General features: G+C 73.1%; 9 protein-coding genes and 1 riboswitch. Of the genes, 3 read left to right on the top strand and 6 right to left on the bottom strand.

The window, feature by feature from the left end; all coding sequences use genetic code 11:
• The first annotated feature begins 1 nt into the window (after position 1).
• From JCO01S_RS06560 to JCO01S_RS06550, 3 genes are all read left to right on the top strand, one after another.
• Positions 2-2,482 carry an FtsX-like permease family protein gene (locus JCO01S_RS06560; protein ID WP_068252610.1) on the top strand — a complete coding sequence of 827 codons (2,481 nt, stop codon included), beginning with the start codon at positions 2-4 and terminating at the stop codon, positions 2,480-2,482.
• 99 nt (positions 2,483-2,581) lie between these two features.
• Entirely contained in the window at positions 2,582-3,751 is a 1,170-nt protein-coding gene (locus JCO01S_RS06555; RefSeq protein ID WP_068252607.1) for an exonuclease SbcCD subunit D, read from the top strand.
• Positions 3,748-6,891, top strand: a complete 3,144-nt coding sequence (locus tag JCO01S_RS06550) for an AAA family ATPase (RefSeq protein ID WP_068252598.1) — start codon at positions 3,748-3,750, stop codon at positions 6,889-6,891. The genes JCO01S_RS06555 and JCO01S_RS06550 overlap by 4 nt, the downstream gene beginning before the upstream one ends.
• Before the next feature lie 10 nt (positions 6,892-6,901).
• Here JCO01S_RS06550 and gcvP read toward each other — a convergent pair whose 3' ends face one another.
• The 6 genes from gcvP to gcvH form a co-directional block, all read right to left on the bottom strand.
• A complete protein-coding gene (gene gcvP, locus JCO01S_RS06545; RefSeq protein ID WP_068252596.1) occupies positions 6,902-9,790 on the bottom strand; it encodes an aminomethyl-transferring glycine dehydrogenase in 2,889 nt (962 codons plus the stop codon).
• 70 nt (positions 9,791-9,860) lie between these two features.
• A riboswitch (glycine riboswitch) is annotated at positions 9,861-9,950 on the bottom strand.
• 65 nt (positions 9,951-10,015) lie between these two features.
• Positions 10,016-10,597, bottom strand: coding sequence for a MerR family transcriptional regulator (locus JCO01S_RS06540; protein ID WP_068252593.1), 582 nt, complete (start codon positions 10,595-10,597; stop codon positions 10,016-10,018).
• Positions 10,598-10,741: 144 nt separating this feature from the next.
• Positions 10,742-11,215 carry a bifunctional nuclease family protein gene (locus JCO01S_RS06535; protein WP_068252590.1) on the bottom strand — a complete coding sequence of 158 codons (474 nt, stop codon included), beginning with the start codon at positions 11,213-11,215 and terminating at the stop codon, positions 10,742-10,744.
• Positions 11,216-11,249: 34 nt separating this feature from the next.
• The gene (gene ftsR / locus JCO01S_RS06530; RefSeq protein ID WP_068252587.1) at positions 11,250-11,951 is read right to left on the bottom strand and encodes a transcriptional regulator FtsR; all 702 of its coding nucleotides are present in this window, start codon (positions 11,949-11,951) and stop codon (positions 11,250-11,252) included.
• Between the two features lies 1 nt (position 11,952).
• Positions 11,953-12,405: an FHA domain-containing protein gene (locus JCO01S_RS06525; protein ID WP_068252578.1), complete on the bottom strand. Its 453-nt coding sequence runs from the start codon at positions 12,403-12,405 to the stop codon at positions 11,953-11,955.
• 46 nt (positions 12,406-12,451) lie between these two features.
• On the bottom strand, positions 12,452-12,838 hold the full coding sequence (gene gcvH, locus JCO01S_RS06520; RefSeq protein ID WP_068252574.1) for a glycine cleavage system protein GcvH: 387 nt from the start codon (positions 12,836-12,838) through the stop codon (positions 12,452-12,454).

Here is a 12,838-nt window from a genome sequence, read left to right as displayed (position 1 = left end):
CATGACCTCGCTGACCGCCGCCTCGCTGCGCCACCAGTCCCGCCAGTTCCTCGCTCCCGGTCTGGCCGTCGTGCTCGGCGTCGCCTTCGTGGCCGCGACCCTCGTCCTCACCGGCACGATGAGTGCCTCCATCCGGGACGCCGTGGCCGGCCAGTACTCGTCCTACTCCGCCGTCGTGACCCCACCGAAGGGCGAGGAGACCCTCCCCGCCGGTGTCGCGGACCGCCTCTCCCACATCGACGGCGTGGCGAACGTCGACCCCGTCCGGAGCGGCTCCGGGATGATCGGGCGCTCCACCGACGCCTCCCCCGCGATGATCACCACCGAGTCCTCGCTCGTGCCCCACCCCGTCACCGAGGGCCGGGCGCCACAGGGCGCCGACGAGATCGCGCTCTCCGAGACCGTCCGTGCCGGCACCGGGCTGGAGGTCGGGGACACCGTCCCGGTCCGAGCGACCGACGACGGCGGTGCGACCCGGGCGAAGGTCGTCGGTGTCCTCGACGTCTCCGAGGACCCCCGCTACGGCGGCGGCACCCCCGCGGTCCTCGCGACGCCGAAGGGGGTCACCCACCTGACCGGTGTCACCGGCTGGGACGAGATCCCCGTCGCCGGCACCGACGGCGACGAGGAGGCCACGAGCGCGAGCATCACCTCCGCCCTGCAGTCGCAGGGGGCCGACGTCACCGTGCGCACCGCCACCGAGCACGCGGACGCCAAGGTCGAGGAGTTCACCGGCGGCAGCGACTTCCTGGCGTCCTTCTTCCTCGCCTTCGCGGTCATCGCGCTCTTCGTCTCGATGATCGTCATCGGGAACACCTTCTCGATCCTGCTCGCTCGCCGGGCCCGGGAGACCGCGCTGCTGCGGACCGTGGGTGCCACGCGCGGACAGGTCGTGCGCGCCAGCGTGCTCGAGGCGCTCGTCGTCGGGTCGGTGTCCTCGGTCGTGGGCGTCGGGGTCGGCACCGGTCTGGCCTGGGCACTCGTCGAGGGCGGCGGCGCACTGGCCGGTGACTCGCTGCCCGAGCTCGTCCTCACCGTGCCGACCCGCGCGGTGGTCGTGCCCGTGGTCGTCGGCGTCCTCGTCGTGCTCGTCGCCGGGCTGCGGCCCGCGGTGCGCTCCTCGAGGGTCTCGCCGCTGGCGGCGCTGCGTCCCGACGCCGCCGTCACGGCCCGCAGCCGGCGCGGACGGGTACGCATCGCCTCGGGCACCCTGCTGGCCCTGCTGGGCGCCGGTGCCCTCGTCGCAGCCGGGATGCTGCCCGCGGTCGGCCTCGGCGTCCTCGGCGGGCTCCTCTCCTTCAGCGGGATCCTGCTCGTCGGCACCGTCCTGGTGCCCCGGGTGGTGCGCCTCGTCGGGCTCGTGGCCGCCCGGCCCTTCGGCTCACCGGGCCGGTTGGCGGTCGAGAACGCCGTGCGCAATCCCGCCCGGGCGGCCTCGACCGCGTCCGCGCTGCTCGTCGGCGTGACCCTCGTGACGATGACCGCGGTCGGGGCGGCGACGACCCGGACCGTGATGACCGACTTCCTCGACTCGCAGTACCCGGTGGACGTCGTCCTCGAGGGGGCCCGAATCCCCTCCTCGAGCGTCGAAGCGGTCGGTGACGTCGACGGTGTGGCGGCCACCGCGGAGCTCAGCGGCACGCAGGTGCGCGTCTCCGGGCAGGGCTCCACGCCGCAGGAGCCGACCCCGGTCGCGGCGGTCCCGGGCGACGTGGACCAGGTGGTCCGTGACGCCGGTGCCATGCCCCACCCCGGCCCCGGGACGGTGGTCGTCGGCGAGGACGCCGCCGACGCGGCCGGGCTGGGCGACGGGGACGAGCTGCAGCTGCACGGCAGCGACGGCTCCGTCCCGGTGACCGTGCGGGTCGGGGGCGGCTTCGACACCGCGTGGCTCGTCACCCCGGGCACGCTGCAGCAGCTCGACTCCGGACCGACGACGACCGCGACCCTCGTGCGCCTCGCCGACGGTGCGGACGCCCAGACCTCCGTGGACCGCATCAAGGAGATCGGTGCCGGGGTCGAGCAAGGATCCGTCGGTGGCGGGGCACTGGTGCGCGCGACCAACATGCAGGCCCTCGACATGGCCCTGGCCGTGGTGCTGGCACTCCTGGCGGTCTCGGTGCTCATCGCGGTGGTCGGGATCGCCAACACGCTCTCGCTCAGCGTCATCGAGCGCACCCGCGAATCCGCGCTGACGCGGGCGCTGGGGCTCACCCGCGGTCAGCTGCGGCTGATGCTGGGCATCGAGGCGGCACTGCTCGCCCTCGCCGGGGTGCTCGTCGGGACCGGTCTCGGCGTGGTCTACGGCGTGACCGGGGTCGCCTCGCTCTTCGGCGAGTTCGTGACGGTCTCACCGACCCTGCCCTGGGGGCAGCTCGGCCTCGTCGCCCTCGTCGCGGTGCTTGCCGGCGTGCTCGCCTCGGTGCTGCCGGCCCGGCGGGCGGCCCGGGTGGCCCCGGCACGGGCGCTGGCCGCGGAGTAGCCGGCCTGCCCCCGTCACCACGCACGGCACCCGGCTGGGCGGGCCCCTCCCGGGTGTCGTGCCACGGCGTTGTCGGTGCCCGCTCATAACATGGGGAGCATGCGGTTGCTGCACACCTCGGACTGGCACCTGGGACGTTCGTTCCACGGTGTCGGCCTGCTGGGTGCGCAGGCGGAGTACGTCGACCACCTCGTGGAGCTGGTCCGCTCCGAGGCCCTCGACGCGGTGCTGGTCTCCGGCGACGTGTACGACCGGGCCCTCCCCGCCCCGGACGCGGTTGCCCTGCTCTCCGAGGCCGTCACGAGGATCATCGACGCCGGCGCGCGCGTGGTGATCTCCAGTGGCAACCACGACTCCGCCATCCGGCTGGGCTTCGCCTCCGAGCTGCTCGCCGACGCCGGGCTGCACATCCGCACGGACCCGGCCCGGATCGGTGAGCCCGTGCTGCTCGACGACGTCGCCATCCATCCGCTGCCCTATCTCGAGCCCGCGTCCTCGAGCGTCGGCGACCTGCTCGGCGTCACCGAGCGCAGCCACACGGCGGTCCTGCGGGCCGCCATGGACCGGGTGCGCACCGACTTGGCCCGCCGCGGGCCGCGCAGCGTGGTCATGGCGCACTGCTTCGCCAACGGCGGTGCCTCGAGCGACTCCGAGCGGGACATCTCCAGCGGTGGCGTGGGCATGGTTCCGGCAGAGCTCTTCGAGGGCGTCGGGTACGCCGCCCTCGGCCACCTGCACGGCCAGCAGCGCGTCGCCGAGACCGTGCGCTACAGCGGCTCGCCGGTCGCGATGTCCTTCAGCGAGGCCAACCAGGTCAAGGGCTCACTCCTCGTCGACCTCGACGCCGACGGCACCGCCCGGGTCGAGTCCGTCCCGGCCCCCGTCCACCGCCCCCTCGCCGTCATCCGGGGCGGGCTCGAGGAGGTGCTCGACTCCCCCGAGCACGCCGCCGCCGAGAGTGCCTGGGTGCAGGTGACCCTCACCGACGCCGTGCGGCCGACCGGCGCGATGGAGCAGTTGACCCGCCGCTTCCCGCACCTGCTGAACCTGCGCTTCGAGCCCGAGGGCGAGGTCCTGCCCGTCCGCAGCTATGCCGCCCGGCTGCGCCGTCGTGAGCCGCTCGACGTGTGCTGCGACTTCGTCCACGACGTCCGTCGAGGTGTGGGCGTGAGCGAGCAGGAGCGCGAGCTGCTGCAGACCGCGCTCGAGGACGTGCGTCGCTCGCCCGACGAGGGGCGCGGTGGCCGCCGGCGCCGGGGTGCGGCGTGAGGCTGCACCGGCTGGAGGCCACCGCCTTCGGACCCTTCGCGGACACGGTCGACCTGGACCTGGAGGCGCTCGGCTCCGCGGGGCTCTTCCTCATCCACGGTCAGACCGGCTCCGGCAAGACGAGCCTGCTGGACGCGGTCTGCTTCGCCCTCTACGCCGGTGTCCCCGGGGACCGCCGCCCGGACAGCCTGCGCAGCCACCACGCCCCACCCCGGACGCCGACGAGCGTCACCCTCGAGCTGACCATCGCGGGTCGGCGGCTGCGCATCCGGCGCAGCCCGTCGTGGGAGCGACCCAAGAAGCGTGGCGCCGGGATGACGACGGAGCCGGCGAGGGTGACGCTGGAGGAACGGACCTCCGGTGGCTGGTCCTCGCTGAGCACCCGGATCGACGAGACGGCCGAGGTGCTCGACGACCTGCTCGGGATGGGCCTCGAGCAGTTCCGCAGGGTGGTCCTGCTGCCCCAGGGGGACTTCGCCGCCTTCCTGCACGCCTCCGACGAGGTCCGCCGCGAGGTGCTCGAGCGTCTCTTCGACGTCTCCGACTACGCCGGTGTGGAGGCCTGGCTCGCCGACCGTCGCCACCGCACCCGCGAGGCCGTCGGTCGCGGACGGGACCGGCTCTCCCAGCAGGTGCTCCAGCTGAGCGAGCTGCTGTCGGAGAGCACCGCGCAGCTGCCCGAGCCGGACGCGCCGTGGAGCGAGCTCGGCGTGGACGAGCTGCCGGCGTCGGTGGCCGCGGTCGACGAGGCGCTCGTGGCCCACGCCGCCGAGCTGATGACCGTGGCCGATGCCGCACGCCGAGCCGACCGCCGTGCCACCGTGGACCTGCAGACCGCCCGGGAGCTGTCCACCCTGCAACAGCGGGGACACCGGGCCCGGGAGACCGCTGCGCAGCTCGCGGCGCAGGAGGCGACCCACGTGGAGCGGCGTGCCGCACTGTCCCGTGCGCGGGAGGCCGCCGCGGTCGCGCCCCTCGTCGCAGCCGAGCGCCGGGCCCGGGAGGCGGAGACGCTGGCGCGGAGCGCCCACGAGGAGGCGCTCCGCGGGCTCCCCGAGGGAGTGGACCGGGTGGCGGCCCGGGACTGGCTGGAGTCGGCCGACGAGCAGGACCAGCGGCTGCGCGGTGCCGAGCACGAGGTGGCGGGACTGACGCGGGTCCTCACCGACGTGCGGCGGCTGCGGCAGGAGGGCGAGGGCCACCGCAGCGCCCTGGCCAGTGCGCAGCAGGCAGTCGCCTCCGCGACCACCACGCTGCGGCACGCGCAGGAGCGTCTCGAGGAGGTGGGCGCCGCCGCCGAGCGGCTCGAGGTGGTGCGGCCGGAGACCGAGCGGCTCGCCCGCGCCCTGGCCGCCCAGGGCAGGGTCCGCGACCTGGCGCAGGCCCACCGGGCCGCCGTGGACGCCGCGCAGCGGGCCCGCGACACCGCACAGGATCGCCGGCAGCTCCTCCAGGAGCTGGTCCAGCAGCGACTGGACAACATGGCGGGTGAGCTCGCCGAGCAACTGGTCGAGGGACGGGCCTGCGCCGTGTGCGGCTCGCCCGAGCACCCCTCGCCGGCTCCCGCGGGGCGTGTGGTCACGGCCGCCCAGATCGACCTGGCGCGCGATGCCTCCGATGCCGCCGAGGAGGCCCGGGAGTCCGCGCGCCGTCGACGCGAGGAATCCGCCTCCGCGCTCGAGGCCGCCCGGGCCACGGCCGAGGAGCTGACCCCCGACGGAGCCGACGAGGAGGAGCTGCGCCGCCGGCACGAGGCACTCCTGACCGAGCAGGAGCAGCTGGAGCCACTCGCCCTCGAGCAGCCTGGGGCCGAGGAGACGATCGGGGCCGCGCACGCGGCGCTGACCCGGGCCGAGGAGGAGCACACCGCCGCCGAGCACGGACTGGCGGATCTCGCCAGCAGGTGGGACCAACTGGCGAGCGACGCCCACGGCGCCGACGAGCGGCTGCGCGGCCTGCTGGACGAGCACGGCGCGGACTGCGGTTGTCGTGAGTGGCCCGGGACGCCTCCGGATGCTCCAGCACCTGACCCGGAGTCGGAAGCGGGTGACGAGGTCCCCGGGGCCGACACCGTCGGTCGCTGGAGCGCTCGGCGCGATGCCTGGCAGGAGCTGCTCGAGAGCCACGCTCAGCGACACTCCTTCGCGAGGGACGCGGTCCTCGCCCGCAGCCGGGCCGAGACGGAACTGGTCCGTGCCCGCGAAGCCGCCTTGGATGCTGACGAGCGGCTCGGTGACGCCCTGGCGGAGCACGGCTTCAGCGACGCCCGGGAGGCCGACGAGGCCGCCCTGGGGCGCGCTGAGCTGGCCGCCCTGGCGGAGCACATCGAGCGTCACGAGCAACAGGTCGCCGCCGTGGACGCAGCACTGGCGGACGAGGACGTGCAGGCCGCACTGGCCCGGCAGGCCCCGGACCTGACGGCTCTCGAGGAGGCGGCGCGCACCGCACGTCAGGCCGCAGACACGGCCGGCCGGGAGCAGGCCTCCGCCGCGACGGTCCAGCGGCAGGTGGGCGCCCTGCTCGAGCGCATCCGGTCAGAGTGCGACTCGCTGGGTCCGGCCGTCGCCGAGGCGGACCTCGCCGGTGCCCTGGCCGACCTGGCGACGGGTACCGGCCGCGACAACGACAAGCGGATGCGGCTGTCGACCTTCGTGCTCGCCGCCCGACTCGAGCGGGTCGTCGAGCTGGCGAACGAACGGCTGCAGGCGATGGCCGACGGTCGCTACGAGCTCGCCCACGACGACGCCTCCCCGACAGGCCGTCGGCGCGGGGGCCTCGGGCTGCTGGTCCGCGACCTGTGGACCGGTCAGGACCGCGGCACCAGCACGCTCTCCGGTGGCGAGTCCTTCACCGCCTCCCTCGCTCTTGCGCTGGGACTCGCCGATGCCATCCGGGAGGAGTCCGGCGGGCGCGAGTTCGGGACGCTGTTCGTCGACGAGGGTTTCGGGAGCCTCGACGAGGACAGCCTCGAGCAGGTGCTCGACGTGCTCGACGGTCTCCGGGACGGCGGACGCGTGATCGGTGTGGTCAGCCACGTCAGTGACCTTCGCACCCGCATCCCGGCCAGGGTCACGGTGCACAAGGGGCAGGCGGGCTCACGCGTCACCGTCCACGACGACGCCGCTCGCGACATCGCCTGACCCGGCCCGATCAGAGCTCGGCCAGCTCCTCCGGCGACGGGCAGGAGCAGACGAGGTTGCGGTCGCCGTAGGCGCCGTCGATCCGCGACACCGGGGCCCAGTACTTCGCCGAGGGATCCACGCCCTGCGGGAAGACCGCGCTCGCCCGTTCGTAGGAGTGCTCCCACTCCCCCACGAGCGACTCCGCGGTGTGCGGGGCACCGCGCAGCACGGACCCCTCGATGCCACCGCCGGCGGCCGCGGCGTCGATCTCGCCGCGGATGGCGATCATCGCGTCGCAGAAGCGGTCGATCTCGCCCTTGTCCTCGGACTCGGTGGGCTCGATCATGAAGGTCCCCGCGACCGGGAAGCTCATCGTCGGGGCGTGGAAGCCGTAGTCGATGAGCCGCTTCGCGACGTCGTCGACGGTCACGCCGGAGTCCTTGCTGAGCTGACGCAGGTCGATGATGCACTCGTGGGCGACGAGCCCGTCCTGGCCGGAGTAGAGCACCGGGAAGTGCGGGTCGAGGCGGCGGGCGATGTAGTTCGCGTTGAGCACGGCCACCTGCGTGGCCCGGCTCAGGCCCGCACCGCCCATGAGCCGGATGTAGGCCCACGAGATCGAGAGGATGCCCGCCGACCCGTACGGCGCGGCGCTGATCGGCCCGACCCCGGTCCCCGGCCCGGCAGCCGGGGCGAGCGGGTGGTTCGGCAGGTACGGGGCGAGGTGCTCGCGCACCGCCACCGGGCCGACGCCCGGTCCGCCACCACCGTGGGGGATGCAGAAGGTCTTGTGCAGGTTCAGGTGCGACACGTCCGCCCCGAAGCGACCCGGCTGGGCCAGCCCGAGGAGGGCGTTGAGGTTGGCGCCGTCGACGTAGACCTGTCCGCCGGCGTCGTGCACGAGGGCGCACAGCTCGGTGATGGTGTCCTCGTACACCCCGTGGGTGCTGGGGTAGGTCACCATGATCGCCGCCAGGTCATCTCGGTGCTTGTCCACCTTCGCCCGGAGGTCGTCCATGTCGATGTCGCCGCCCTCGGCGGTCTTGACCACGACGACCTTCATCCCGGCCATCACGGCAGAGGCGGCATTGGTGCCGTGCGCGCTGGCCGGGATCAGGCAGATCCGCCGCTGCTCCTCGCCCCGCGCGGCGTGGTACGCACGGATCGCCAGCAACCCCGACAACTCGCCCTGGGAGCCGGCGTTCGGCTGCAGCGAGACGGAGTGGTAACCGGTGGCCTCGGCGATCCAGCCGCTCAGCTGCGTGATGAGCTCGCGGATGCCCACCGTCTGCTCGTCCGGGGCGAAGGGGTGCAGCCCGGAGAACTCCGGCCACGTGATCGCCGCCATCTCGGTCGTGGCATTGAGCTTCATCGTGCACGAGCCGAGCGGGATCATCCCCCGGTCCAGGGCGAAGTCCCGGTCCGAGAGCCGGCGCAGGTAGCGCAGCAGCTGGGTCTCGGAGCGGTGCTCGTGGAAAACGGGGTGGGTGAGGTAGCCGCTCGTGCGCACCAGTGCGCCGGGCCACTGCGGGCTCACCGGCTCGGCGGGCACGGCCCGGTCCTCCCCCTTCGCGGCCCCGCCGAGAGCCACGGCGACGGCCGCGACCTCGTCCAGGGTGCTCGTCTCGTCCACCGAGAGCAGTACCGTGTCGGCGTCGTGGCGCCAGATGTTCACGCCGGCCTGCAGCGCAGCGGCCACGGCGTCGTCGGCCCGGCCGGGCACGACGACCCGGAGGGTGTCGAACCACGGCCCTTCGGCGACCTGGACGCCACCCGCGCGGAGCCGGTCGGCGAGCTCGTGGGCGGTGCCGTGGACCTGCTCGGCGATGGCGCGCAGGCCCTCGGGGCCGTGGTAGACGGCGTACATCGAGGCCATGACGGCCAGGAGCACCTGTGCGGTGCAGATGTTGCTCGTCGCCTTGTCCCGGCGGATGTGCTGCTCGCGGGTCTGGAGGGCCAGTCGGTAGGCAGGACGTCCGTCGGCGTCCACCGAGACCCCGACGAGCCGGCCGGGAAGCGTGCGCTCCAGCCCGGCGCGAACGCACATGTAGCCGGCGTGCGGGCCGCCGAAGGCCATCGGGACGCCGAAGCGCTGGGTGGTGCCCACGGCGACGTCCGCCCCCCACTCGCCGGGCGGCGTGAGCAGGGTCAGGGCCAGTAGGTCCGCCGCGGCGGTGACGAGGGCGCCCAGCTCGTGGGCCGCGTCGGCGAGAGCCCGCCAGTCGTGGATGCGCCCGTCGGCGGCCGGGTACTGGACGAGTACCCCGAAGACGTCGCGGTCCCCCGCCGCAGCCCGCAGCTGCTCGGCGCTCGTGACGCCGGTGAGGTCGGCGGTGACGACCTCGATGCCCAGCGGCACGGCCCGGGTGGCGATGACCGCGCTGGTCTGGGGGAAGACATTGGTGTCCAGGACGAGCACGGCGTCCTTGGTGACCTTGCTGGAGCGGCGCATCACGGTCATCGCCTCGGCGGCGGCGGTGGACTCGTCGAGCAGCGAGGAGCCGGAGGTCTGCAGACCGGTCAGGTCCGCGACCATCGTCTGGAAGTTCAGCAGGGCCTCGAGACGACCCTGGCTGATCTCCGGCTGGTACGGGGTGTACGCGGTGTACCAGGCGGGGTCCTCGAGGACGTTGCGCTGGATGACGGACGGGACGATCGTCCCGTAGTACCCGAGGCCGATCATCGAGGTCAGGACCGTGTTCCTGGCGGCCAGGGAGCGCAGCTCCGTCAGGACCGCCAGCTCGCTGGGCGCCGCCTCGATGCCCAGGGCATCCGTCTGCCGGATCGCGCCGGGGACCGCCGCATCACACAGGGCGTCGAGGTCGGGCTGACCGACCGTCGCCAGCATCTCGGTGACGTCCTCCGGACGGGGGCCGATGTGGCGGCCGACGAACTGGGACAGGGACGGGTTGCTCATGAGGCTCCCTTGGACGCGTACGGGCACAAAGTCAGCCTCCCCTTCTGTCGCGCACGCGCTCCAGAGGTGCCTGATCCACGAGGTCCTTGGCGCCTGAGAGGTTCCGGGGAGTTTGCCCCTTCGGCGCCCCGCAGCGCGGGGACTCTCCCCCGTGGGGTGAACGGCCTGTGTCGCGGCCCCACACTAACAGCGTCGCCGCAGGCGCGTACCCGGGTCTCGGCGCGCTCAGGCCAGCTTGGCGCGACGCCGTGCGCCGAGCTCGTCGCCGGGCACCTCGGGGACCTCGGCATCCTCGTCGGGGTCGCCCATGCGCTCGCTCGGGATCTCCATGAGGGAGCCTTCGACCTCGCGCCAGACCCGCCCCACGGCGATGCCGAAGACGCCCTGACCGCCTTGGACGAGGTCGATGACCTCGTCGGCCGAGGTGCACTCGTAGACGCTGGCCCCGTCACTCATCAGGGTGATCTGGGCGAGGTCCTCCACCCCGCGCTCACGCAGGTGCTGGATGGCGACGCGGATCTGCTGCAGCGAGACCCCCGTGTCCAGGAGCCGCTTGACGACCTTGAGCACGAGGATGTCGCGGAAGCCGTACAGCCGCTGGCTGCCGGAGCCGGCGGCGCCGCGCAGGCCGGGCTCGACCAGCCCGGTGCGGGCCCAGTAGTCCAGCTGGCGGTAGGTGATGCCGGCGGCGCGGCAGGCGGCGGGGCCGCGGTAGCCGATGTCTTCGGCGAGCTCGGGCAGGTCGTCGTCGAAGAGCACGCCCTGACTGCGGACCGAGGTCCTGCCGTCTTCGTTCGTGGCGTTCACAGCGCCCTCCCGTTCACCATTGCCCGTCCGGGGCCGAACGGGAAAGCACACCGGCATCTTCCGGTGTGCTTTGACGCTACGACCCCGGAGGGGGAGCGTCAATCACCGGCGCACCCACGCCACCGCGTGTCGCGCCCGCGAGGGCTACCCCTCACCGGGCTCGTCGAAGTCCTCCGGGGAGACGTCGTCCAGGAACTCCTTGAACTTGGCCACCTCGTCCTCCTCGTCGGAGGACTCGATCCCGACCTCGTCCAGCACGCTCTCCTGGGCGACGATCGTGGCGCCGCTGCGCAGCGCGAGGGCGATCGCGTCGGAGGATCGGGAGGAGATCTCGGTGTCGTCGTCGAGGACCAGGCTCGCGTGGAAGACGCCCTCGAGGACGGAGTCGATCCGGACGCTGACGAGCTCGCGCCCGACGGCGTGGATGACGTCGACGAGCAGATCGTGGGTCAGCGGGCGCGGGGGCACCACTCCCTCCTGCGCGTAGGCGATGGCCGTCGCCTCGGCCGCCCCGATCCAGATGGGCACGTGACGGCCGCCGTCCCGCTCCCGCAGGAGCACGATCGGCTGTGAGGTGGGCATCTCTACACGGACACCGAGCACATCGAGAGACTTCACGTCTCCCACCGTATCCCCCGCCGCTGGGAGCCGGTCAGTCCTGCGCGTCGAGCTGCTGGCGCACCAGCGCCACGTGCAGCTCGAGGCACCCCTCGACCACCGTGCGCACCACGGTGGCGTCGTCCACGCCGTCCTCGGTCGCGGCACGCCCGCGCAGCGCCTGCTGCCCGAGGACGTGCTCGGTCAGCCCGACCTCGCGCTCGGCAGCGCTCTTGAGGGGGCGGAGGTGACGCACCCCGATGCCGGTCTCGACGAGCGCCCCGGCCGCCGTCGCGACCTCCAGGTCGTGGGCGTCGAAGTGCTCGCGGTTCTTCGGCAGCAGCCCGTAGGAGACCAGCTCACGGAAGATGTCGGTATCGATCCCGGCCGCCTGCTGCAGTTCGGGCCCGGTGAGCCGAAGCGGGCGGATCGGGGCGGAGAGTCGTTCGCCGATCTCGCCACCGGGGCCCCGCGGCGGGACCGGCCCCTCGTCGGAGTCGACGTCCAGACCCCGCTCCACGGCGTCCAGCCGATCCCGGATCACCTTGAGCGGCCAGAACCGGTCGCGCTGGGCGGTGAGGACGAACTCCAGGCGCTCGATGTCCTGCTGCGAGTACTTCCGGTACCCCGAGGAGGTCCGTGCCGGCGTGACCAGCCCCTCGGACTCGAGGAAGCGGATCTTGCTGATGCTGATGTCCGGGAAATCGGGCTGCAGCCGCTTCAGCAGGGCGCCGATACCGATGCGCTCCGCAGCCACCTCAGCCGGTGGCGCTGGAGTAGTAGTACACGAGGCGGAACTTGCCGATCTGCACCTCGTCACCCGTGCGCAGGCTCGCCTGGTCGATGCGCTCCCGGTTCACGTACGTGCCGTTGAGCGAGCCGACGTCCCGCACGCCGAAGCCGCCGTCCTCGCGGACGAAGACCGCGTGCTTGCGCGAGACGGTCACGTCGTCCAGGAAGATGTCCCGGTCCGGGCCCCGACCCGTGGTCACCTCGGCGTCGTCGAGGAGGAACCGGGCGCCGGTGTTGGGCCCCCTGAGCACGACGAGCAGCGCCGTCCCCGGGTTGAGGGCGTCGACCGTGGCCTGCTCCTCACGGTTCAGGTGGTAGTCCGTATCGCCCGCATCGGACGGGACCGAGCTGGTGAAGCCGGTGAACCGTTGCGTCGTGGGGTCCTGCCGAGCCGGCCTGCCCTCTTCGTTGCTGCTCATCTGCCCTCCTCAATCCTCTCGTGGGCCAGCCTAGTGCCCTTGCTCGTCAGTCGGTCTCGGCGCGGTAGGCCGCGGCGTCCAGCAGGGTCGAGGTGTCCGCGTCCTCGGCGAGCTCGAGCTCGTACATCCAGCCCTGGCCGTAGGGGTCCGAGTTCACCAGCTCCGGGGAGGCGTCGAGGGCGTCGTTGACAGCCGTGATGGTCCCCGGCAGCGGTGCGTACAGGTCACTGACCGACTTCGTGGACTCGACCTCGCCGCAGCCGTCGCCCGCGTCGACGGTCTCGCCGACCTCCGGGAGGCTGACGTAGACCACGTCGCCGAGGGCCTCCTGCGCGTACTGGGTGATGCCCACCCGCACCGTGCCCCCACCGGTGTCCTTCACCCACTCGTGGTCGCTGGTGTAGCGAAGGTCATCGGGGTAGGTCTCGGCCAT

Origin of the sequence: Janibacter corallicola NBRC 107790, assembly GCF_001570965.1 — a bacterium.
Taxonomy (GTDB): domain Bacteria; phylum Actinomycetota; class Actinomycetes; order Actinomycetales; family Dermatophilaceae; genus Janibacter; species Janibacter corallicola.
Note: the sequence above shows the minus strand (reverse complement) of the source record. Positions and strands in the feature narration are given on the sequence as shown.

Bases quoted from the DNA above. Each gene is read 5' to 3' on its own strand.
- JCO01S_RS06525 (WP_068252578.1), bottom strand. From the start codon at position 12,405: ATGAGCAGCAACGAAGAGGGCAGGCCGGCTCGGCAGGACCCCACGACG.
- JCO01S_RS06560 (WP_068252610.1), top strand. From the start codon at position 2: ATGACCTCGCTGACCGCCGCCTCGCTGCGCCACCAGTCCCGCCAGTTC.
- gcvP (WP_068252596.1), bottom strand. From the start codon at position 9,790: ATGAGCAACCCGTCCCTGTCCCAGTTCGTCGGCCGCCACATCGGCCCC.
- gcvH (WP_068252574.1), bottom strand. From the start codon at position 12,838: ATGGCCGAGACCTACCCCGATGACCTTCGCTACACCAGCGACCACGAG.
- JCO01S_RS06555 (WP_068252607.1), top strand. From the start codon at position 2,582: ATGCGGTTGCTGCACACCTCGGACTGGCACCTGGGACGTTCGTTCCAC.